The sequence below is a fragment of the Kitasatospora sp. NPDC048194 genome (assembly GCF_043202455.1).
Lineage (GTDB): Bacteria > Actinomycetota > Actinomycetes > Streptomycetales > Streptomycetaceae > Kitasatospora.
On sequence record NZ_JBIDAK010000008.1, the window covers coordinates 90,953 to 111,945 of the forward strand.

Sequence of the window (20,993 nt, forward strand, 5' to 3'; positions counted from 1 at the left end):
GGCCCGCAAGGCGGTCCCCGCAGGCCGGCCCGACCACCGCCGGTACCCCATGCCACTCCCCACCCTCGACCCCCGGGAGCCCGTGATGCTCTTCAACCCGCGCACCTACGACCCCGCCCAGTTCGACGAGCCGACCCGCCGTCTGCTGCGCGCGACCGTCGACTGGTTCGAGTCCCGCGGCAAGAAGGCGCTCATCGACACCTACATCGACCGCAGCTGGTACGCCGACTTCCTCGAGTTCGCGGCGGAGGAAGGCCTGTTCGCGGAGTTCCTGACCCCCACCGCGGCCGACCCGGCCAAGCGCTGGGACACCGCGCGGATCGCCGAACTGAACGAGATCCTCGGCTTCTACGGCCTGGGCTACTGGTACACCTGGCAGGTCACCATCCTGGGCCTCGGCCCGGTCTGGCAGAGCGAGAACGAGGCCGTCCGGGCCCGCGCCGCCCGGCTCCTCGCCGAGGGCCACGTGATGGCGTTCGGCCTGTCCGAGCGCACCCACGGCGCCGACATCTACTCCACCGACATGATCCTCACCCCGGACGGCGAGGGCGGCTTCACCGCGACCGGCTCCAAGTACTACATCGGCAACGGCAACGTGGCCGGCCTGGTCTCGGTCTTCGGCCGCCGTTCGGACGTCGAGGGCCCGGAGGGCTACGTCTTCTTCGCCGCCGACAGCCGCCACGAGGCGTACCACCTGGTCAAGAACGTGGTGAACGCCCAGATGTACGTCAGCGAGTTCCGGCTGGAGGACTACCCGGTCCGCGCCGAGGACGTGCTGCACACCGGCCAGGCCGCCTTCGACGCCGCGCTGAACACCGTCAACGTCGGCAAGTTCAACCTCTGCACCGCCTCCGTCGGCATCTGCGAGCACGCGATGTACGAGGCTGTCACGCACGCCCACAACCGGGTCCTGTACGGCCGGAAGGTGACCGACTTCCCGCACGTGCGGCGGGAGTTGACCGACGCGTACGCCCGCCTGGCCGCGATGAAGCTGTTCAGCGCCCGGGCCGTGGACTACTTCCGCACCGCCTCCCCCGAGGACCGCCGCTACCTCCTCTTCAACCCGATGACCAAGATGAAGGTCACCACCGAGGGCGAGAAGGTCATCGACCTGATGTGGGACGTCATCGCGGCCAAGGGCTTCGAGGCGGACACCTACTTCGACAAGGCCGCCAAGGACATCCGCGGCCTGCCGAAGCTCGAGGGCACCGTGCACGTCAACCTGGCGCTGATCCTCAAGTTCATGGGCAACTACCTGTTCGCGCCCGCCGACTACGCGCCGGTGCCGACCCGCCTGGACGCCGCCGACGACGCGTTCCTGTTCCGCCAGGGCCCGGCCCGCGGCCTCGGTGCGATCCGCTTCCACGACTGGCGCGCCGCCTACGACCGCAACGCCCAGCTGCCGAACGTCGCCCGCTTCCGCGAACAGGCCGACGGCTTCTGCGAGTTGCTGCTCAAGCACGCGCCGAGCAAGGAGCAGCAGGCCGACCTGGACTTCCTGCTGGAGATCGGCCAGCTGTTCGCGCTGATCGTCTACGGCCAGCTGGTGCTGGAGCAGGCCGAGCTGACCGGCCTGCCGGCCGACGTGCTGGACCAGGTCTTCGACGCGCTGGTCCGCGACTTCTCCGCGCACGCCACCGAGCTGCACGGCAAGGCGTCGACCACCGAGGAGCAGGCCGCCTGGGCGCTGGCGAACGTGCGCCGCCCGGTCGCGGACGCCGAGCGCGCGGCGAAGGTCTGGGCGCGGGTGGAGGCGCTCTCCGGCGCGTACGAGATGCAGCCGTAGGGCCCGTACCCGCAGGACCCCGGGGGTGCCGGCCGGCGGGCCGGCACCCCCGGATCACCGGTGCCCGGGCGGGCTCACTGCTCCCCGAGCCCCATGTCGCGCGCCCGGGCGACCGCCTCGGCCCGCGTGGCGACGTGCAGCTTCTCGAAGATGTGGGTGACGTGGTTGCGGACGGTCTTCTCCGCGACCACCAGCTCCCGGGCGATCCGCCGGTTGTCGTAGCCGCGCGCGACCAGGTCCAGCACCTCGGCCTCGCGGGCGGTGAGCTCGGGGAAGAGCTGCCCCGCCTCGCGCATCCTCGCCCCGGCGAGCAGGGCCGTGATCCGCCCGGCCACCTCGCCGCCGAACACGGCGCCGCCCGCCGCCACGGTGCGGACCGCGTGCAGCACCTCCTCCCGCCCGGCGCCCTTGACCAGGTAGCCGCGGGCACCGGCCTGGAGGGCGGCGAGCAGGTTGCCGTCGTCGTCCGACATCGTCAGCATCAGGACGGGCGGCGCCGGCTCCCCGGCGGAGAGCCGGCGCACGGCCTCCAGCCCGGAGCCGTCGGGCAGCGAGAGGTCCATGACCACCACGTCGGGGCGGTGGCGCTCGACCGCCTCCGGCACGTCCGCGACCCGCTCGGCCTCGGCCACCACGGACACGCCCTCGGCACTCTCCAGCGCCGCCTTGAGCCCCTCCCGGAACAGGGGGTGGTCGTCGACGATCAGCACACGGACGGACGGGGCCTGGCCCGCCGGGTCCGGAGGTGCCGCCGGCTGCTGTTCATCCACCCGGCCGACACTAGCAGCGAAGCTGCGGTGACTTTCCGTGACATGCTCGGAACGTCGTCCGCACGGCGGGGCGAGGCGGGCCCCGGCGTCCCGCACGGGATGCGTGACCGCTGCCTCAGGCGCCCGGGACACCGGGCGGCCGAGACTGGAGCGACCGTGCGGGACCCGCCGACCGGCGGTCCGTCCCGCCGAGGACCGCCCGGAGGGCTGCCGGGGTACCGCCCGGAGGACCGCCGGGCCTGCCGCCGCCCCGCCGGGATCCGTCCCGACCGATCCGCTCCGGTCCGTCTGCGAGGTGGTGCCATGACCACGGTGACCGTTCCCCGGCGCCGCACACCGGCCGAGAGGCAGCTCACCGCCGCGGCGGTGGCCACGGCGGTCTGCCTCGTCGTCGCCACGCTGTGGACCTGCTACGTGCTCGTCCACCTCGGCGAGCCGGGCGTCTCCCGCCCCCGGGACCTGCTCGCCGTGCTCGTCTACGCGCTGCCGACCGCGGGGGCGGGGATGTTGCTGCACGCCCACCGCCCGGGCAGCCCGCTCGGCTGGGTGCTGCTCGTCTACGCGCTCACCCTGGTGCTGCCGTACGCGGCGGACGCACCCGTCTGGGTGGAGGTCACCGATCCGGGCATCCTCGGCGCGACCGCCGCCTTCGACGCGCTGTGCCTCGTGGTGAACGTGACGCTGTTCTACACTCTGCCGCTCTGGCTGCCGGCCGGCCGGCTGACCACCCGGCGCTGGTGGTGGTACATCGGTGCCGTCGCGCTCTGGGTGATTCCGGTGACGGCCTGGACCCTGGACAGCGCCACCCTCCACGGGCGGCCCAACCCGCTGGCCGGCAACCCGCCCGGCCACCTGTTCCGCACCGTCGTGAACACCCTCTGGGACCACGACCTGCTCATCGGCGAGTGCCTGGTCGCGCTCGCCTCCGCGGTCCTGCTGGTGCGGCTGCTGCGACCGGCCGGTCCGCAGCCCGGCACCGTCGAGGCCGGACGGCACCGGCTGCGGGTGGCGGCGATGCTCGGCGCCTACCTGCTGTGGGCCGGGGCGCAGGACTTCTACGAACGCACGCTGACCGAGCACTACTGGCTCAGCTACTCGCTGTTCGCCGCCGCTGGGGCGGTCTGGGCCGTCGGGATCGGCCTGCTGGTGATCCGCGACCACGGCTGGCGGCTGCACCGGGCGGCGCGCAGCGTGCTGATCGGGCTGCTGCTGGCCACCGGCGTCACCGTGCTCTTCGTGGCCGCGGCCGCGCTGCTCTCCAGCTGGCTGCTGCCGGGGCGCGGCGGGGCGGCGCTGCTGCTGATCGCGCTGGTCTACGCGCTGGGCGCGGCCCTGCCGCGAGCGGCCCGACGGACCGTGTCCCTGGTGGACCGGCTGTACTACGGCGAGCGCGCGCAGCCGTACCAGGTCCTGCGGGCGCTCGCGGGGCGGGTGCGGCAGGTGGTCGATCCGGCCCGGCTGCCGGAGGCGCTGTGCGCGACGGTCGCCGAGGAGCTGCGACTGCCGGGAGTCACCCTCGCCGTCACCACCCGGGCCGGCCGGCGCACGCTCGCCACCGCCGGCCGGCTGGACGGCCGGACGCGGGGCTTCGCGCTGGTGCACAACGGACTGCCGATCGGCGAGCTGACCGTGGGGCTGCGGGCGGGCGAGGAGCGGCTGGAGGCCAGCGACGTCGACATCCTGCGCTCGCTCGCCGACCAGGCCTCGCCCGCCGTCGCGTCGCTGCGGCTCCAGGAGGACCTCCAGGCCAGCCGGGAACAGATCGTCGCCGGGCGGGAGGAGGAGCGGCGGTGGCTGCGGCGGGACATCCACGACGGGCTCGGGCCGGCACTGGCCGGCCTGCGGCTGCGGGTGGACGGCGCGGCCTCCACCGCCGACGAGGAACTGGCCGCAACCCTGCGCGGGATCGCGGAGGGCCTCGGGATGGCCATCACCGAGCTCCGCCGGATCACCGACCGGCTCGGGCCCGCCCCGCTCGGCGAGCTCGGGCTGGCACGGGCGGTCGAGCAGTTGGCGGCCACCTTCAGCGGGACCGGCCTGGCCGTCACCGCGGAGATCGAACCGGAGCCGCTGCCGGAGCTGCCGGCCGCGGTGGAGGTCGCGGCCTACCGGATCACCGCGGAGGCGCTCAACAACGTGCTGCGGCACGCCAGGGCCAGGTCGGCACGGGTGCGGTTGCGGGTCGACGGGGAGGCGCTGGTGCTCACCGTGCAGGACGACGGGGTCGGGTACCGGGAGGGCTCCGCGGGGTCGGGGGATCCGGACGGCGGTCGTGGTGGCGGGGTGGGGCTGCGTTCGATGGCGGACCGGGCGACGGAGATCGGCGGCAGTTGCGTCGTCCGGCCGCTGGCGCGGTCCGGTGGGACGCAGGTGCTGGCGGTGCTGCCGCGCTCGACGGGGACGGGCGGCGGGGAGCAGGCGGCGGACGCGGGCGGCACGACCGGCTGACGGCTTACGGCTGACGGTTGACGGCGGCGGCCGGCGCGGCTGACGCGATCGGCGGCGGCCGACCGCAGTCGGCGCCCCCGGCGCTGGTTGCGCCGGGGGCGGTAGGGGGCGGGTGGGGGGCGGTGGGCGGCGGTGTGGTGGGGCTACTGGTCCGGGTCCGGGACGTCCCTGCAACCGCCGGGCGGGCAGCCGATGTGGCCGTCCGCCGCCTGCGAGCCGCCGCCGGCGCCGGAGTCGGTGCCGGTACCGGAGCCGGACGCAGAGGTGGCACAGGCGTGGCGCAGCACCGTGACGACCGCGATCACACCGGCGATCACGGAGGCCAGGCAGATCGTCCTGGTCACACTGTTCATTGCCATGAGGGGGTCCTCCTGATTCTTCCGAACGGCCGATCCGATCGCTCGATCGCCCTGCCTCAACTCTGCGGACGTCCGAGCCCCGACCGCATGGGCTCGGTGTCCCGGCCCGGTCCCGGAACCGCGTCCAGCAGGGCGATGTCCAGCAGGCCGATCCGGCCGAGGACGGCAGTGACCGGTCCGCCCGCGCCGGCCCGCAGGACGTACCGCTCCCCGGCCCGGACGTACACCAGGTCACCGGGGAGGAGGAGCGCTTCACCGCCGTCACCGCCGAGGAGGCCGCCGGCACCGGAGAGCGGCAGCAGGAAGGCGTCCGCCGCCGGTTCCGCGCACGGCCGGAACTCGGCGCCGGCGGCCAGTCGAACGGTGTCCACGGCGATGCGCCGAACGGGGCCGTACGCCCCCGTGCCACCGCGTTGGGCGGGTACGGCCGCGGCGGACGGGACGGGACGGACGGTGAGCACGGCGGCCGGTGAGCCGGGCAGGGCGGTGAGCCGGTGGCTGCTGCCCGGCGGGTGGTGCAGCAGCTGGCCCGGGAACAGGACCCGACCGGCCGCGGACAGCCGGCCGGAGAGCACCACCGTCGCCGACTCGACGGACTCGCGGGGGCGTTGCGCCAGGTGGAGGCCGGGCGGCAGGGTCTCGACGGTGAGTGCGGCGCGGACACCGGGCCGCCGGTCGGGATCGATCAGCCGTTGGAGGACGGGGGCGGTGCGGGGGACGGCGGCGGGGACGAGGATCACTGGGACCTCCGGGGGGCGTCAGGGGCGGTTGCGGCGCTCGGCGCGGCGTCGGGCGAGGGCGGCGCGGGTCCCGGCGCGGTGCAGGGGCGCCGTCAGGGTGAGGCAGAGCAGCTCCGCGCCGAGCGGTCCGGCCTCCAGGTGCAGGGCGTGGCCGCGCCGGGCCAGCAGCAGGTCCCCGTCCGAGGCCAGGTGGTCCGGTTCGCCGGGGAGTCGGCCGACGACGGCGGCGCCGCGCAGCACGTGGAGGACGGTCTCGGCGTCGGGCCGGCCGGGCAGCTCGTGGCGGGCGCCCGGGCTCAGCCGCAGGTGGTCGAAGGACTCGCAGGCGCTGGTCAGCACGGTGCGGCGGGCCAGCGAGCGGATCCGGACGCGTTCGCCGTTCGGGCCGAGGAGGACCATCGCGGAGCCGGTGTCGGTGGTGACGATCACTTGGGGTCACCCCCTTCGGGCGGGGCCTCGCACCCGCCGGGCGGGGCTCCGGTCAGGGCGGGCGCGGCCAGGACGGCGTGGAAGTACTCCAGCCCGGCCGTCCCGGCGGTGAGCACGGTCCGCGAGCCGAGCGGGAGCACCACGGCGGTGCCCTCGACCAGCGGAAGGCCGGCGTCGGGGTGGTCCGGGTGCACGGCGTCCTCGGGCAGGGCGGCGAGGCCGGAGCCGGCGGTGACGTACAGCGCGTGCTCGACGCCGTCGGCGGTCACCGCGGCGCTGCGGCCCGGTTCGAGCCGCTGCAGGCCGACGGCCCGCAGCGGGCCGGCGAGCAGGCGGCCGGGGTCGACGGCGCCGCGGCGCCGCAGGTCGGTGATGACGGTGCCCGGCATGGCGGGCGCTCCTTCCGGTCGAGGGCGGCTCTGCTGTCCGCCTCTGCGGACCACCGTCCGCGGCCCGGTGTCCCAGTCGCACGGGGGTGCCGTCCCGTCCCGATCCCGGCCGTCCGCCCGGCGCGTCCCGGGCCCTCGGCGGCGGCTGTCCCGGGGCGGGCCGGGGTCGGCCCCGGGAGGCCGCCCGGCACCGCCGTCGGTCCGTCCCGGCCCCGGCGCGCGCGCCCGGGAGCGGCGTACCGGATCGGCGTACGGTGGAACTCGGAGGCCGTGTCATGCCCGTCACCGGAACCCGCTTCACCGACCGCACCGACGCCGGCCGCCGGCTGGCCGCCCGGCTCGGCCCGTCGGGCGGCGCCGACACCGTCGTGGTGGCGCTGCCGCGCGGCGGGGTGCCGGTGGCCGCCGAGGTGGCGCGGGCGCTCGGCGCGCCCCTGGACATCTGCGTGATTCGCAAGCTCGGCGTGCCGTACCAGCCCGAGCTGGGCATGGGGGCGATCGGCGAGGACGGCGTACGGGTGCTGAACGAGCAGGTCATCCGGCTCGCCGGGGTCACCGACGACCAGCTGGCCGCGGTGGAGCGGCGGGAGCGGACCGAGCTGGAACGCCGGGCTCGCCGCTACCGGGGCGACCGTCCGCCCGCCGACCTGCGCGGGCGGACGGTGGTCGTGGTGGACGACGGCATCGCCACCGGCTCCACCGCCAAGGCCGCCTGCCGGATCGTCCGGGCGCGCGGGGCGGCCCGGGTGGTGCTGGCCGTCCCGGTGGCGCCCCGGGACTGGACGGACCGCCTGGCCGAGGTCGCCGACGAGCTGGTCTGCGTCGACACGCCGTCCCCGTTCTACGCCATCGGCGAGTTCTACCGGGACTTCTCGCAGACCGGCGACGAGGAGGTGCTGCGGCTGCTGGCCGAGGCCCGCGGCGACGGGCCTGCGGAGGCCGCCGGGGTCGACGGCGAGGTGGAGCTGCCGGCCGCCGGGGTCCGGCTGGCGGGCCGGCTGACCGTCCCGGCCGGGGCGCGCGGCGTCGTGGTCTTCGCCCACGGCAGCGGCAGCGGGCGCCACAGCCCGCGCAACCGGCACGTCGCCCGCCACCTGAACCGTGCGGGGCTGGGCACGCTGCTGTTCGACCTGCTCACCGAGACCGAGGAGCCGGACCGGCGCAAGGTGTTCGACGTCGGCCTGCTGGGCTCGCGGCTGACCGCCGTCGCGGGGCAGCTCGGCGGGCTCCCGCAGACCCGCGGCCTGCCGCTCGGCCTGTTCGGTGCCAGCACCGGCGCCGCCGCCGCGCTGCGCACCGCCGCCGACCTCGGCCCGGCGGTGCGCGCCGTGGTCTCCCGGGGCGGTCGCCCGGACCTCGCCGGGCCGCAGGTGCTGGGCCGGGTGGACGCACCGACGCTGCTGCTGGTCGGCGCGCTGGACACGGTGGTGATCGACCTCAACCGGCAGGCCAGGGCCGGGCTGCGCTGCGCCAGCGAGCTGGTGGTGGTGGAGCACGCGAGCCACCTGTTCGAGGAGCCGGGCACCCTCGACCGGGTCGCCGAGCTGGCCGGGGACTGGTTCCTGCGCCATCTGCCGCCCGCCGGGAGCCCCTGACGCCGACTGCGCAGAATTCAGGCGACCACCCCGCCGGGGCAGCGCATTTTGCGCAGCCACGGCCGGGATTTCCTGATCAGCTTGTACACATTGAGCAGTGAAAAGCCGACCTGTTGCCCAACCACCCCGACAGGAGCAAGCTCAGCGCCAGCCGCACCGCCCACCCGATCGCCGTGCGGCCGCGATCCACGCGATCCAGCGGAAGCCTCAGCGTCGAGGCCCAGAGTGGAGGAACGAGCGATGACCCCGCAGTCCCAGGCCCTTGAGTTGACCCCCGAGGAGCGCGAGGCCGGTCTCGACGCCGACCAGCTGCGCCGCCTCGTCGGCCTCGTCGAGCACGACGCCAGCACCGACCCGTTCCCCGTCACCGCCCAGGACGCGGTCGTCTTCGTGGTCGGCAACGCGACCCAGACGGCCCAGTTCTACCAGGTCGTGTTCGGTATGGAGCTGGTGGCCTACTCCGGCCCGGAGACCGGCCGTCGCGACCGCAAGGCCTACGTGCTCCGCTCCGGCTCGTGCCGCTTCGTGATCAAGGGCGGTGTCCAGCCGGACAGCCCGCTGCTGGACCACCACCGCCGCCACGGCGACGGCGTGGTCGACCTCGCCCTGGAGGTCCCGGACGTCGACCGGTGCATCGAGCACGCCCGGGCGAGCGGCGCCACCGTTCTGGAGGAGCCCAACGACGTCTCCGACGAGAACGGCACCGTCCGCCGCGCGGCCATCGCCACCTACGGCGAGACCCGCCACACCCTGATCGACCGCTCCCGCTACCACGGCCCGTACCTGCCGGGCTACGTCACCGCGCAGAGCAGCGTCACCCACCCCGAGGGCACCCCCAAGCGCCTGTTCCAGGCCCTCGACCACGCCGTGGGCAACGTCGAGCTGGGCCGGATGGACGAGTGGGTCCGGTTCTACAACCGGGTCATGGGCTTCGTGAACATGGCCGAGTTCGTCGGCGACGACATCGCCACCGAGTACTCCGCCCTGATGTCCAAGGTCGTCGCCAGCGGCAACCACCGGGTGAAGTTCCCGCTCAACGAGCCGGCCGTCGCCAAGAAGAAGTCCCAGATCGACGAGTACCTGGAGTTCTACGCCGGCCCCGGCTGCCAGCACATGGCGCTCGCCACCAACGACATCCTCACCACCGTGGACGTGCTGCGCGCCCGCGGCGTGGAGTTCCTCTCCACCCCGGACGCCTACTACGACGACCCGGAGCTGCGCGAGCGGATCGGCAAGGTCCGGGTGCCGATCGAGGAGCTGAAGAAGCGCGGCATCCTGGTCGACCGCGACGAGGACGGCTACCTGCTGCAGATCTTCACCAAGCCGATCGGCGACCGCCCGACGGTCTTCTACGAGTTCATCGAGCGGCACGGTTCGCTGGGCTTCGGCAAGGGCAACTTCAAGGCGCTCTTCGAGTCCATCGAGCGCGAGCAGGACCGCCGCGGCAACCTGTGAGCGTCGGGCTCGAACCCGATCTGACGCCCTGACGGACGGCGAGGAGGAGCACGGAGATGGCGTACTACCGGCAGCTGGGCAGCATCCCGCCCAAGCGGCACACCCAGCACCGCACACCCGAAGGCGGGCTGTACTACGAGGAGTTGATGGGCGAGGAGGGGTTCTCCTCCGACTCGTCGCTGCTCTACCACCGGGGCATCCCCTCGGCGGTGGTCAACGCGGTGCCCTGGGAACTGCCGGACCAGTCCACGGTGCCCAACCATCCCCTGCTCCCCCGCCACCTCAAGCTGCACGAGCTGTTCGCGGACCAGGAGTGGAAGTCCGCGGACGTCGTGGGCAGCCGCCGGCTGGTCCTCGGCAACGGCGACGTGCGGATCTCGTACGTCGCCGCCGGGGCCCCCAGCGAGCTGTACCGCAACGGGCTCGGCGACGAGTGCGTGTACGTAGAGTCCGGCGCGGGCACGGTCGAGACGGTCTTCGGCTCGATCGAGGTCGGCCAGGGCGACTACGTGATCATCCCGCGGGCCACCACCCACCGCTGGGTGCCCTCCGGCGACGAGCCGCTGCGCGCCTACTGCATCGAGGCGAACAGCCACATCACCCCGGTCAAGCGCTACCTCTCCAAGTACGGGCAGCTGCTGGAGCACGCGCCGTACTGCGAGCGGGACTTCCGCGGTCCGGTCGGGCCACTCGTGGTGGACACCCCCGGGGACGTCGACGTGCTGGTCAAGCACCGGGGTCCGGACGGGATCTCGGGCACCCGCTACACGGTGCCGCACCACCCCTTCGACGTGGTCGGCTGGGACGGCTGCCTGTACCCGTACGCCTTCAACATCAGGGACTTCGAGCCGATCACCGGTCGGATCCACCAGCCGCCGCCGGCCCACCAGGTGTTCGAGGGCAACAACTTCGTGATCTGCAACTTCGTCCCGCGCAAGGTGGACTACCACCCGCTGTCCATCCCGGTGCCGTACTACCACGCCAACGTGGACAGCGACGAGGTCATGTTCTACTGCGGCGGCGACTACGCGGCCCGCAAGGGCTCGGGCATCGGCCAGGGCTCGATCTCCCTGCACCCGGGCGGGCACACCCACGGGCCGCAGCCGGGCGCGTACGAGCGCAGCATCGGCGCGGAGTTCTTCGACGAACTGGCGGTCATGGTCGACACCTTCCGGCCGCTGGAGCTCGGCGAGGGCGGGCGGGCCAGCGAGGACGCGGACTACGCCTGGACCTGGGCCGGTCGGGGGCCCGGGCGATGAGCGCACCGGCTTTCCCGGGGGCGGTCCCCGAGCTGTTCCGCGGGCTCTTCGACGACGCGGCGGTGTTCCCCCCGGGGAACCTGCCGGTCGCCGAGGCCGTGCCCGCACACCGGGCCCACCGCGAGGCCTGGTACGCCGAAGCGGTCGGCCCGCTCCTGTGCGGGGCGGGCCGCCTGGACGAGTTGACCGCCGCGGCGAGCGACCGGGCGGCGGGCGGACCGGCGGGTGCCGGGGTGCTCAGGGTCGGGCTCGTACTGCCGGGGGGCAGTGCGGAGCTCGGCCCGGCGCTCGACGCCACCGCGCCGTTCGAGCCGGCCGGCGTCGAACTGGCCGGCGTGGAGCTGGCCACCCGGGACGCCGCCGAGGCCGTCGCCGAGCTGGACCGGCTGCTGCCCCCGCACGTGCCGGCCGCCGTCGAGCTGCCGCGCGAACTCCTGCGCGACGACGCCCTGGACGCGGCGCTGGACGTGCTGGTCGACAGCCCGTACCGGGCGAAGTTCCGCACCGGCGGGCTGGTCGCGGAGGCGTTCCCGGACGAGGACGAGCTGGCCGCCTTCCTCACCGGCTGCGCGCAGCGCGGCCTGCCGTACAAGTGCACGGCCGGGCTGCACAACGCCGTCCGGCACACCGACCGCGGGACCGGTTTCGAGCACCACGGCTTCCTCAACGTGCTGCTGGCCGCCCAGGAGACGGAGCGGGCGGCCGCGGCCGCGGTGCTGGCGGAGCGCGACGGCGAGGTGCTGGCCAAGGCCGTTCGTTCACTGAGCGACCGTCAGGTTACGGTGATCCGCAATTCGTTCACCGCGTTCGGCACCTGCAGCATCGCCGAGCCGCTGGCCGACCTGGCCGCGCTCGGCCTGCTGCCGCCGCCCGACCGACTGCCCCAGGAGGACCGTTGAGCACCACCCCCAGCAGCTGGCTCGCCAGTGCCCAGGACTCGCCGTTCGGCGTGCACAACCTGCCGTACGGCGTCTTCACCGCCGACGACCAGCCCGGGCGGCGCCGGATCGGCGTGCGCGTCGGGGACTTCGTGCTGGACGCCGGGGCGGCCGCCCGCGCCGCCGGGGCGCCGTCCGCACTGCTGGACGCGGACTCGCTCAATCCGCTGATGGCGGCCGGCCGTTCGGCCTGGACCCGGGTGCGCACCGACCTGACCACCTGGCTGACGGACGCCTCCTACCGCGAGGCGCTCTCGCCCGCGCTGCTGCCGGCGGACGAGGTCGGCTTGCACCTGCCGTTCGAGGTCGCGGACTACGTCGACTTCTACGCCTCCGAGCACCACGCCACCAACCTGGGCCGGATCTTCCGCCCGGGCTCGGAACCGCTCACCCCCAACTGGAAGCACCTGCCGATCGGTTACCACGGCCGGGCGGGCACGGTGGTGGTCTCCGGCACGCCGGTGGTGCGCCCGCACGGGCAGCGCAAGGCACCCGCCGACGCCGCGCCGGCCTTCGGGCCGTCGCGCCGGCTGGACATCGAGGCCGAGGTCGGCTTCGTCGTCGGCACGCCGTCGCAGCTGGGGCAGCCCGTCCCGCTGGACGACTTCCGCGAGCACGTCTTCGGCGTCTGCCTGCTCAACGACTGGTCGGCGCGGGACATCCAGGCCTGGGAGTACGTGCCGCTCGGCCCCTTCCTGGGCAAGTCCTTCGCCACGTCGGTCTCGCCGTGGATCGTGCCGCTGGACGCCCTCGAGCACGCCCGGGTCGCGCCGCCGGCGCGCGACGTCGAGCCGCTGCCGTACCTGGACGACCGGGGCGGCGAACCGTGGGGCCTGGACCTGGCGTTGGAGGTCCGGCTGAACGGGCACCTGGTCTCCCGGCCGCCCTTCGCCGCGATGTACTGGACGGCCCAGCAGCAGCTGACCCACATGACCGTCAACGGAGCCTCGCTGCGCACCGGCGACCTGTTCGCCTCGGGCACGGTCAGCGGACCGGAGCCGGACACCCGCGGCGCACTGATCGAGCTGACCTGGAACGGCGAGGAGCCGATCAAGCTGCCGGACGGCACGACCCGGACCTTCCTGGAGGACGGCGACGAGGTCGCCATCACGGCGACGGCCCCGGGACCGGACGGCACGGTGGTCGGCTTCGGCGAGGTCTCGGGCCGGGTCAGCGGCTGAGGACGGCGGCCGGTGACAGCTGACGGATGACGGACGGCGGACGACGGCCGGCAGGCTCCGCGCGACGGAACCTGCCGGCCGTCAGCGCGAGCTGCCGCCCGACGCCCGCCCCGACGCCCTGGCCGGCCCCTTCGCCGCGGCCGTCCAGGACATGTCCCAGCGGGCCCGCGACGGCGCCACCGCCGACGACCCGGCCCTCGTCGCCGACCCGGCCCCGCGCGTCCGGCCGGGCCGGCCCGGGACACCCCGGTGATCACGGCGCCCCCACCCCTCCCGGTACGGTGGACGGCGGAGTCCACATCGATCGGGGCACGGGAGCGGAGCCGATGAGCGCGGAGACGGCGGAGGTCCAGGCCTTCCTGGACGGCGACGGCGGTACCGGCGGCGGGCTCGGACGGCTCGTGCTCAACCGCCCGCGGGCGCTCAACGCGCTGACCCACGGCATGGTCACCGCCCTGCGCGCGACCCTGGACGAGTGGGCCGCCGACGACCGGGTCCGCGCCGTCGTCCTGACCGGCTCCGGCGAGCGCGGTCTCTGCGCCGGCGCCGACCTGCGCGCGATGCACCGGGACGTGACCGCCGGCGGGGCCGGCACCCGCGCCTTCTTCCGCGACGAGTACCGGCTGAACGCGCTGATCGCGGAGTACCCCAAGCCCTACGTCGCGGTGATGGGCGGCATCACCATGGGCGGCGGCGTCGGCCTGTCCGCCCACGGCGCGGTGCGGATCGTCACCGAGCGCTCCGTCGTCGCCATGCCCGAGACGCGGATCGGGCTCGTCCCGGACGTCGGCGGCAGCCGGCTGCTCGCCCGCGCCCCGGGCGAGTCGGGCACCCACCTCGGGCTCACCTCGGCCTCGATGGGCCCCGGCGACGCCCTGCTGTGCGGCTTCGCCGACCACTTCGTGCCGTCCGCGCGCATCCCCGAGCTGCTCGCCGCCCTGGCCCGCAGCACCGATCCGGCCGCCACCGTCGCCGCCCACGCCGAGCCCGCGCCGCCGTCCGCGCTCGGCGCCCACCGCGAGTGGATCGACGCCTGCTACGCGGCCGACACCGTCGAGGAGATCGTCGAGCGCCTGCTCGACTCCGGGGTCCCGGAGGCGAAGGAGGCCTGCGAACTGGTCCTCGGCAACTCCCCGACCGCCGTCAAGGTCACCCTGGCCGCGCTGCGCCGGGCCCGTGCGCTGCCCTCGCTGAGGGCCGTGCTCGACCAGGAGTACCGCGTCTCCTGCGCCGCCCTGGAGGGCCCCGACCTGGTCGAGGGCATCCGCGCCCAGGTCGTCGACAAGGACCGCGATCCGCACTGGTCGCCGCGCACGCTCGCCGAGGTGGCGGAGGCGGACGTCGCCCGCTTCCTCGCCCCGCGCGAGGGCGACGAACTGGGCCTGGGCTGACCCCGACCCGGGCCGAACCCGACCCGGGGCGAACCCGACCCGGGGCGATACCAACCCGGGCCGACCCCGACCGATCGGGCCCGATCGGGACCCGCCGGGTTCCCGCCGGTTCCCGCCCGCTCCACCACTCGTGACCGGCGTCTCGCATGCCAAGACTGGCGCGATCCGGGGCGCGTCGTAGATCGTTGGGTGGTCAGTGCGCCCGCGCGGCGCCGAGCAGCGGAAAGGGAGTCAACGGCGATGACCGAGACCGAGACCTACGAGACGATCCTGGTCGACCGCAAGGGCCGGGTGGGGCTGATCACCCTGAACCGGCCGAAGGCGCTCAACGCGCTGAACACCCGGCTGATGAACGAGGTCGTGGCGGCCGCCACGGCGTTCGACCGGGACCCGGAGATCGGGTGTCTGGTGATCACCGGCTCCGAGAAGGCCTTCGCCGCCGGCGCCGACATCAAGGAGATGCAGGGCAACCGGTTCCCCGACGTGTACCTGGACGACTGGCTGGGCCCCTGGGACCGGCTCGGCCGGCTGCGCAAGCCGGTCGTCGCGGCGGTGGCCGGATTCGCCCTGGGCGGCGGCTGCGAGCTGGCGATGCTGTGCGACATCCTGCTGGCCGCGGACACCGCGAAGTTCGGGCAGCCGGAGATCAAGCTCGGCGTGATCCCGGGCATCGGCGGCTCGCAGCGGCTGACCCGGGCGGTCGGCAAGGCGAAGGCCATGGAGCTGTGCCTGACCGGCCGGATGATGGGCGCCGAGGAGGCCGAGCGGGCCGGCCTGGTCTCCCGGATCGTCCCGGCCGATCAACTGCTCGACGAGGCCCTGGCCACCGCCGAGGCCGTCGCGGCGATGTCCACCCCGGCGGCGATCATGATGAAGGAGAGCGTCAACCGCGCCTTCGAGACCACCCTCGCCGAGGGCGTCCGCTTCGAACGCCGGCTCTTCCACGCCGCCTTCGCCACGGCGGACCAGAAGGAGGGCATGGCGGCCTTCGCCGAGAAGCGGGCGCCGAAGTTCGAGAACCGCTGAGGACCGGCGGCCCAGGTGACGGCTGGCGGCTGGGACGGCCTGGTCAGCCGTTCGCCGTCACCTGTTCCCCGCCGTCCTCGACCAGCACGGTGGTGAGCCGCGCCAGCCCGCTGCGGGTGGCGGCGACCACGATCCGGTCGCCCGGGGCCAGCCGCCGGGTGCGGTCCGGGACGTTCCACTGCAGGTGGCCGGTCCGCGCCGGGCGGACCGCGATCACCCGGACGCCGCCCGGGTCCTCCAGGTCGTGCCGGTTCAGGCCGATCAGCCCGCTGCCGTCCTCCACCGTCAGGTCGGCGATCAGCAGCACGTGCCGGAACACCGAGAGCGTGCCGCGCACCTCACTGCCCATCAGGGCCGCGGCGAAGGCGGGCGCGGCCAGGTAGGAGACCGACCGGGAGGCCGCGTTGTCCAGCGTCCGGTAGACGTGGGCGGCGAAGTCGTCGTCGAACAGCCGCATCACCACCCGCACCTCGGGATTGCCGTGCCGCGCCTCCAGCGCCGCCTCCAGGTTGGTGGCGTCGTCGCCGCTGACCGCGACCACGGCCCGGCTGTGCCTCAGCCGGGCGCGCCGCAGCTGTTCCTCGAACGGCCCGTCGCCGAGCACCACCGGGATGCCGAGCGCCCGGACGGCGGCGATGCCGCGGGCCTGCGGGTCCCGCTCCATGCAGACCACCGGCACGCCCAGTTCGTGCAGTTGGGTCGCGACACGGGTGCCGACGTTGCCGAGCCCGACGACGATCACGTGGTCCCGGGTGCCCGCACCGGGGTTGCGGGGCAGCCCGCGCCGCCCCGAGCCGAGCACCTCCACCGCGATGGCGGTGGCCACCGGCGCGAAGGTGATCCCGCAGATGGTGATGACCACCTGGGCGACCCGCTGCCAGAGGCCGCCCGTCCCCGTGCCGGCGGCGACGTCGGCCCGCTGGTCGGGCTGGGCGGCGCCGGCCAGGTCGAGCAGCGAGGTGTAGACCGTCCAACCGAAGTCCCGGTTGAGGTACCAGAGCACGCCGAAGGACATCAGGACGGCGGCGAGCGCCGTGAGCAGCACCAGCCGCAGCCGGGCACTGGTGAAGAAGCGCAGGGCGTCGAGCACCCGCCAGCGCAGCCGCCGCACCCAGCTGATCGGCTCCCGTGGTTCGACGGGCAGCGCCTGCAGCGCGGCCCTGCCGCCCGGCGGTTCCTCGGGCCCGGCGGGTGGCACCGGCTCGCGGCGTGCCCGACCGGGCAGGACCGGTCCGTCGTCGCCGAACTCGCTGGCGAGGCGGACGAACTCGGCCGAGCCGCCGTCCTCCTCGGGCAGCAGCCGGATCCTGCCGAGGTCCTGCCGGTCGATCCGGTCGGCGACCATGCAGATCCGGTCGGAGGTGATGGCGTCGTCGAAGGCGATGTGCAGGTAACGCCCGTCGACCTCGACGGAGTTGGGCCGACCGAGCGCGGCGGCGGCGAAGGCCGGGGCAGCGGTGGCGGAGCCGGACAGCGCGGCGCCGTTCCTGAGGAACCGCTGGATGTTCTCACCGAGGCGCTGGTTGAACATCCGGAACACGATCCGGATGTCCGGGTTGTGGTTCTGGGCGCTGAGCGCGGCGTGGATGTTCTCCTGATCGCTGCCCTCGACCAGGGCGAGCCCCCGGGCGGTGCCGGCGGAGACCGCGCGCAGCGCCTCGTCGGTGACGCTGGGGTACTCCACCACGGCGGCGACGCCGGGGAGTTGTTCGATCTGCGGCGCGTGGTCGCGGGTCCGGTCGGTGACCAGGACGACGACCGGGACCTCGTAGTGGTCGACGAGTTCCAGGACCAGCCGGTGCGCCAGCGCGTTGCCCCCGCAGACGATGTAGTGCTGGCTGATCGGCTCGACCGGAGGGGTCCCCCACCCTTCAGACGTCATACCGACGGATGCTATCGCCGGCCGGTGACCGGCGGGTGGCGTTCCGGCGACTGCCGGACGTCATTCGAACGGCCGTGCCCGGCGGGCGGGCCGGGGGCGCGGCGACCAGGCTGGGGTTCGTTCTCCGTTCCGAGCCCGTTCCGAGCCCGTCCCGTCCTCCCGGCCGTGCGCCGCTCCCCCGGCCCGCTCCCGGCCCCAGCCCGCTGTCCGCCTCCGCCCCCTCGAGGAGTACTCCACCGTGGCACCTCCGACCATCACTCCCGACGGCTCCCCGGTCCAGGGCCCGCTCGGAACGCTCGCCAAGGCCGCCTGGCAGGTCCTCCTGGCCGCCGGCGTCGCCTCGCTCGCCCTCGGGATCGTGGTCTTCGTCTGGCCCCGGGAGACGCTGCTGGTGGTGGGCGTGCTGTTCGGCCTGTACCTGCTGGTCATCGGCATCGTCCAGCTGGTCGCCGCGTTCGGCACCCACGTGTCCACGGCCATGCGGGTGCTGGCCTTCATCAGCGGCGCGATCTGCGTGCTCCTCGGGCTGCTCTGCTTCCGGAGCGCTGCGCAGTCACTGCTGCTGCTCGCGCTCTGGATCGGCATCGGCTGGCTGTTCCGCGGCATCACGCAGTTCGCCGCCGCGGTCTCCGACCCGCTGATGCCCGCCCGGGGCTGGCAGGCCTTCGCGGGAGCGGCCAACACCCTGGCCGGTGTGCTGCTGATGGTCTGGCCGGTCGGCTCGATCACCGCACTGACCGTGCTGGCCGGGTGCTGGCTGCTGATCCTCGGCGTGGTCGAGATCGCGACGGCCATCCGGGTGCACGCCCACGCCAAGCAGCTCCCGTCGGGGGCCTGACCGGCCGGGCCCGCGCCCGGCCGGGCCGCCGCGACCGGCCGGGCTCACCTCGCCGGCTACCGGACGCGGCACCCCCGCTGCCGCCCCGCCGTCACGGCCGGGGCGCGTAGCCGAGCCGGAAGGTGGCGGCCTCCAGCCGGTCCGGGCCGAGCCGGACGTCCGTCAGCCGCTCGGCGAGGGCGAACGCGGCCTCGGTGTGCAGGTCGCCGTTCTCCCCGTCCAGTTCGAAGCCGCAGGCCGTCAGCAGTTCCGCGGTGCCCGGCGCTTCGGCGTCCGTGCCGTGCCGCTCGCCGGAGAAGAGCGGCTCGAAGTCCAGCCGGCAGGTGCCCTGCTCCCACCAGTGGAAGTGGTCCACCGCGTTGACGTTCCGGAAGTGCGAGACCAGCCGGGTGCCCTCGGCGAGCCGGGGGACGACCTCGTTCAGGCTGCCGAGGTAGCCGTACGGCTCGACCGCGAGGGCCCAGCCGTCGAGTTCGGTGACGGCGACGAGGATGCGCTCCTCGTCCGCGTCGAACAGCTCCTCGGCCTCCTCGTCCTCCCCGTCCTCGAAGGCCTCCCAGGCGGCGAGCACCGCGTCGAGCCCGGTGACCTCCCGGCCGGTCAGGGCGTCGAAGCGGCGGAGCAGTTCGCTCGCGTCGATGCCCTCGACCTGGGTGAGGCAGTAGGCCTCGCCCAGGGCGGGGTAGCGCTTGTCGAACCAGGTGTAGTCGGCGGCGTGTGCGGCGGTCATGCGCAGGATGCTGCCACAGGCCACCGACAGCCCCCGCCGCACCCCCGGACGGCTGTTCCGGGGGAAATTCCGGGCGGCTCTCCCGAGCACCGGACCCGTCGCTCACCCGGGAGCTCGCCCGAGGGCTCGCCCGATCGTCAGTGCCACGCCGGCGCGTCGGTCCCCCAGCGCCCGGGCGGACGGGCCCAGTCGGCGGGGCCGCCTTCGTAGCCGATGGGCGGCAGGGCGTGCCGCAGCCGGCCGTACGCCGAGTCGGTCTCGGCGAGCCAGCGTGACGGGTCGTAGGGTTCGGCGCCGTGCCGCGCCCCGGCGGGCGCGTCCGGCTCGATGCCGTGCAGCAGCCACGAGGCGGTGCCGGCCAGGGAGAAGCGCAGGTGGCGGCCGCCGGGGCGGCGGGTCCGCTGGTCGGTGAGGGCGCGCAGGACGGCGGCGGCGATCAGGTAGCCGGTGCCGTGGTCGAGGGCCTGGGCGGGCAGGACGCCCGGGTGGCCGTCGGGTCCCGCCTCGTGGGCGGCGATGCCGACACCGGCCTGGACCAGGCTGTCGAAGCCCCGGCGGCCGGACCAGGGCCCGGACCAGCCCCAGGCGCAGAGCTGGGGGACGATCAGGTCGGGCCGGCGGGCGAGCAGGGCGTCCGGGGCGAGGCCGTGGGCGTCGAGGGCGCCGGGGCGGTAGGCGGTGACGACGACGTCGGCGGTGGCGAGCAGGCCCTCGAAGACGGCGCGGTCCCCGGGCTCGGCCAGGTCGAGGCAGGTGGAGCGCTTGCCGAAGCCGGTGTCCGCGTGGGCGTCGTCGGCCTCGGGCAGCCGGGGCGAGTCGATCCGCAGGACGTCGGCGCCGAGCAGGGCGAGGGTGCGGGTGGCGACCGGTCCGGCGATGACCCGGGTGAGGTCGAGCACCCGGACGCCGGCGGCGGGCCGGTCCACCGGGGCCGCCCCGAGGGGACGGGCGGTCGCGATGCCGGAATCCCGGGACTCCACCAGGGGGTGCACGGTCGCACTCACCGGCGCGACCGCCACGGCGAGCGCCCCCGCTGCGTACGCGCGCTCCTGCACCTGCTCGGCCGGGAGCTTGCCGAGCACCGCGGCGAGCTGCTCGGGCCCGGCCTCCGGGTCGAGGTCGAGGGCGGCGAGCAGCCGGGCGCGGTGGTGCGGATAGTTCGCGTGGGTGCGGACCCAGCCGTCGGCGGTCCGCCAGAACCCCGAGTGCGGGGCGAAGTTGACGGGTGCGCGGCCGCCGACGGTCAGGTGCCGCTCGCTGACGAACGCGGTGGCGACGGCCCCCTCGTCCACCCGGACGGCCGGGACGGACCCGCCGGAGCGGTACGCGGCCAGCTCGGCGGCGGCCAGCGAGCAGGCGGCCACCGTCGCCCGGGCGAGCCGGCGCACCGGCAGTCCCGAGGGCAGGACGTCCTGCGGGCCGTGGAAGCCCACGCGCGCCAGGAGCTCGGCCGGTCCGCCGAGCGCGGCCCAGGCGTCGGCGGTCGGGCGGTCGGTGGGCTCGGGCTCGCCGGCGGGAACGGAGCCGGTCTCGGGTGCGGGCTCGGACGCGGACGCGTGCTCGGACGGCATCGGACGATCGGTCATGTCCCGCATTCTGCTCCGCTTCCCGGTCCCCCGCCGTGACGCCCGCCACCAGGCCCCCGGCACGAGGCGGTCGGTGGGCGGTCGGTGGGCGGCTCGCTGCCCGCCACCGGGTCACCGTCTCCGTGTGCCGGGTGGGCGCACCTCGGCACGGATCCGGACTGCCCGCGCGGCAGGGGCTCGAAGCCGCACCG

At 74.8% G+C, this 20,993-nt stretch carries 18 protein-coding genes; 10 read left to right on the forward strand and 8 right to left on the reverse strand.

What is annotated here, in order from left to right; translation table 11 throughout:
• Positions 1 to 49: 49 nt before the first annotated feature.
• Positions 50 to 1,786 carry an acyl-CoA dehydrogenase family protein gene (locus tag ACGF07_RS12965; RefSeq protein WP_392897949.1) on the forward strand — a complete coding sequence of 579 codons (1,737 nt, stop codon included), beginning with the start codon at positions 50 to 52 and terminating at the stop codon, positions 1,784 to 1,786.
• A 74-nt stretch (positions 1,787 to 1,860) separates the two neighbouring features.
• On the opposite strand, the gene ACGF07_RS12970 is transcribed toward ACGF07_RS12965, so the two are convergent.
• Positions 1,861 to 2,556, reverse strand: a complete 696-nt coding sequence (locus ACGF07_RS12970; protein WP_350736329.1) for a response regulator transcription factor — start codon at positions 2,554 to 2,556, stop codon at positions 1,861 to 1,863.
• A 303-nt stretch (positions 2,557 to 2,859) separates the two neighbouring features.
• Here ACGF07_RS12970 and ACGF07_RS12975 point away from each other — a divergent pair, with 303 nt between their 5' ends.
• Complete coding sequence (locus ACGF07_RS12975) at positions 2,860 to 5,004, forward strand: ATP-binding protein (RefSeq protein WP_392897952.1); 2,145 nt, start codon at positions 2,860 to 2,862, stop codon at positions 5,002 to 5,004.
• A 143-nt stretch (positions 5,005 to 5,147) separates the two neighbouring features.
• On the opposite strand, the gene ACGF07_RS12980 is transcribed toward ACGF07_RS12975, so the two are convergent.
• Genes ACGF07_RS12980 through ACGF07_RS12995 form a run of 4 tightly spaced genes read right to left on the reverse strand, consistent with a single transcriptional unit; the run spans position 5,148 to position 6,921 of the window.
• Positions 5,148 to 5,363, reverse strand: coding sequence for a hypothetical protein (locus ACGF07_RS12980; protein ID WP_392897955.1), 216 nt, complete (start codon positions 5,361 to 5,363; stop codon positions 5,148 to 5,150).
• Between the two features lie 56 nt (positions 5,364 to 5,419).
• Positions 5,420 to 6,103 carry a hypothetical protein gene (locus tag ACGF07_RS12985; protein WP_392897958.1) on the reverse strand — a complete coding sequence of 228 codons (684 nt, stop codon included), beginning with the start codon at positions 6,101 to 6,103 and terminating at the stop codon, positions 5,420 to 5,422.
• Positions 6,104 to 6,121: 18 nt separating this feature from the next.
• Positions 6,122 to 6,532: a hypothetical protein gene (locus ACGF07_RS12990; protein WP_392897960.1), complete on the reverse strand. Its 411-nt coding sequence runs from the start codon at positions 6,530 to 6,532 to the stop codon at positions 6,122 to 6,124.
• Positions 6,529 to 6,921, reverse strand: coding sequence for a hypothetical protein (locus ACGF07_RS12995; protein ID WP_392897963.1), 393 nt, complete (start codon positions 6,919 to 6,921; stop codon positions 6,529 to 6,531). The genes ACGF07_RS12990 and ACGF07_RS12995 overlap by 4 nt, the downstream gene beginning before the upstream one ends.
• A gap of 275 nt (positions 6,922 to 7,196) precedes the next feature.
• Here ACGF07_RS12995 and ACGF07_RS13000 point away from each other — a divergent pair, with 275 nt between their 5' ends.
• The 7 genes from ACGF07_RS13000 (at position 7,197) to ACGF07_RS13030 (ending at position 15,766) form a co-directional block, all read left to right on the forward strand.
• Positions 7,197 to 8,516 carry a phosphoribosyltransferase family protein gene (locus ACGF07_RS13000; RefSeq protein WP_392897966.1) on the forward strand — a complete coding sequence of 440 codons (1,320 nt, stop codon included), beginning with the start codon at positions 7,197 to 7,199 and terminating at the stop codon, positions 8,514 to 8,516.
• A gap of 240 nt (positions 8,517 to 8,756) precedes the next feature.
• Entirely contained in the window at positions 8,757 to 9,971 is a 1,215-nt protein-coding gene (gene hppD, locus ACGF07_RS13005) for a 4-hydroxyphenylpyruvate dioxygenase (protein WP_392897969.1), read from the forward strand.
• A gap of 56 nt (positions 9,972 to 10,027) precedes the next feature.
• Complete coding sequence (locus ACGF07_RS13010) at positions 10,028 to 11,230, forward strand: homogentisate 1,2-dioxygenase (RefSeq protein WP_392897971.1); 1,203 nt, start codon at positions 10,028 to 10,030, stop codon at positions 11,228 to 11,230.
• The gene (locus tag ACGF07_RS13015; RefSeq protein ID WP_392897974.1) at positions 11,227 to 12,129 is read left to right on the forward strand and encodes a hypothetical protein; all 903 of its coding nucleotides are present in this window, start codon (positions 11,227 to 11,229) and stop codon (positions 12,127 to 12,129) included. Before ACGF07_RS13010 ends, ACGF07_RS13015 begins: the two co-directional genes overlap by 4 nt.
• Positions 12,126 to 13,349 carry a fumarylacetoacetase gene (fahA, locus tag ACGF07_RS13020; protein WP_350736301.1) on the forward strand — a complete coding sequence of 408 codons (1,224 nt, stop codon included), beginning with the start codon at positions 12,126 to 12,128 and terminating at the stop codon, positions 13,347 to 13,349. The genes ACGF07_RS13015 and fahA overlap by 4 nt, the downstream gene beginning before the upstream one ends.
• 326 nt (positions 13,350 to 13,675) lie before the next feature.
• Positions 13,676 to 14,740 (forward strand): enoyl-CoA hydratase/isomerase family protein, encoded by a 1,065-nt coding sequence (locus ACGF07_RS13025; protein WP_392897977.1) that lies wholly within the window; start codon positions 13,676 to 13,678, stop codon positions 14,738 to 14,740.
• 240 nt (positions 14,741 to 14,980) lie between these two features.
• Positions 14,981 to 15,766: an enoyl-CoA hydratase gene (locus ACGF07_RS13030; RefSeq protein WP_392897980.1), complete on the forward strand. Its 786-nt coding sequence runs from the start codon at positions 14,981 to 14,983 to the stop codon at positions 15,764 to 15,766.
• A gap of 43 nt (positions 15,767 to 15,809) precedes the next feature.
• Here ACGF07_RS13030 and ACGF07_RS13035 read toward each other — a convergent pair whose 3' ends face one another.
• The gene (locus ACGF07_RS13035; protein WP_392897983.1) at positions 15,810 to 17,648 is read right to left on the reverse strand and encodes an NAD-binding protein; all 1,839 of its coding nucleotides are present in this window, start codon (positions 17,646 to 17,648) and stop codon (positions 15,810 to 15,812) included.
• Positions 17,649 to 17,886: 238 nt separating this feature from the next.
• On the opposite strand from ACGF07_RS13035, the gene ACGF07_RS13040 reads away from it, so the two are divergent.
• A complete protein-coding gene (locus tag ACGF07_RS13040; RefSeq protein ID WP_350736288.1) occupies positions 17,887 to 18,486 on the forward strand; it encodes an HdeD family acid-resistance protein in 600 nt (199 codons plus the stop codon).
• Positions 18,487 to 18,577: 91 nt separating this feature from the next.
• Here ACGF07_RS13040 and ACGF07_RS13045 read toward each other — a convergent pair whose 3' ends face one another.
• Both ACGF07_RS13045 and ACGF07_RS13050 read right to left on the reverse strand, forming a co-directional pair.
• Positions 18,578 to 19,216 (reverse strand): DUF6461 domain-containing protein, encoded by a 639-nt coding sequence (locus ACGF07_RS13045; RefSeq protein ID WP_392897986.1) that lies wholly within the window; start codon positions 19,214 to 19,216, stop codon positions 18,578 to 18,580.
• 137 nt (positions 19,217 to 19,353) lie between these two features.
• Positions 19,354 to 20,802, reverse strand: coding sequence for a CoA transferase (locus ACGF07_RS13050; RefSeq protein WP_392897988.1), 1,449 nt, complete (start codon positions 20,800 to 20,802; stop codon positions 19,354 to 19,356).
• Positions 20,803 to 20,993 lie beyond the last annotated feature (191 nt).

Bases quoted from the DNA above. Each gene is read 5' to 3' on its own strand.
- ACGF07_RS12965 (WP_392897949.1), top strand. From the start codon at position 50: ATGCCACTCCCCACCCTCGACCCCCGGGAGCCCGTGATGCTCTTCAAC.
- ACGF07_RS12975 (WP_392897952.1), top strand. From the start codon at position 2,860: ATGACCACGGTGACCGTTCCCCGGCGCCGCACACCGGCCGAGAGGCAG.
- ACGF07_RS12980 (WP_392897955.1), bottom strand. From the start codon at position 5,363: ATGGCAATGAACAGTGTGACCAGGACGATCTGCCTGGCCTCCGTGATC.
- ACGF07_RS12995 (WP_392897963.1), bottom strand. From the start codon at position 6,921: ATGCCGGGCACCGTCATCACCGACCTGCGGCGCCGCGGCGCCGTCGAC.
- ACGF07_RS13000 (WP_392897966.1), top strand. From the start codon at position 7,197: ATGCCCGTCACCGGAACCCGCTTCACCGACCGCACCGACGCCGGCCGC.
- hppD (WP_392897969.1), top strand. From the start codon at position 8,757: ATGACCCCGCAGTCCCAGGCCCTTGAGTTGACCCCCGAGGAGCGCGAG.
- ACGF07_RS13010 (WP_392897971.1), top strand. From the start codon at position 10,028: ATGGCGTACTACCGGCAGCTGGGCAGCATCCCGCCCAAGCGGCACACC.
- ACGF07_RS13015 (WP_392897974.1), top strand. From the start codon at position 11,227: ATGAGCGCACCGGCTTTCCCGGGGGCGGTCCCCGAGCTGTTCCGCGGG.
- ACGF07_RS13025 (WP_392897977.1), top strand. From the start codon at position 13,676: ATGAGCGCGGAGACGGCGGAGGTCCAGGCCTTCCTGGACGGCGACGGC.
- ACGF07_RS13030 (WP_392897980.1), top strand. From the start codon at position 14,981: ATGACCGAGACCGAGACCTACGAGACGATCCTGGTCGACCGCAAGGGC.
- ACGF07_RS13035 (WP_392897983.1), bottom strand. From the start codon at position 17,648: ATGACGTCTGAAGGGTGGGGGACCCCTCCGGTCGAGCCGATCAGCCAG.
- ACGF07_RS13045 (WP_392897986.1), bottom strand. From the start codon at position 19,216: ATGACCGCCGCACACGCCGCCGACTACACCTGGTTCGACAAGCGCTAC.
- ACGF07_RS13050 (WP_392897988.1), bottom strand. From the start codon at position 20,802: ATGACCGATCGTCCGATGCCGTCCGAGCACGCGTCCGCGTCCGAGCCC.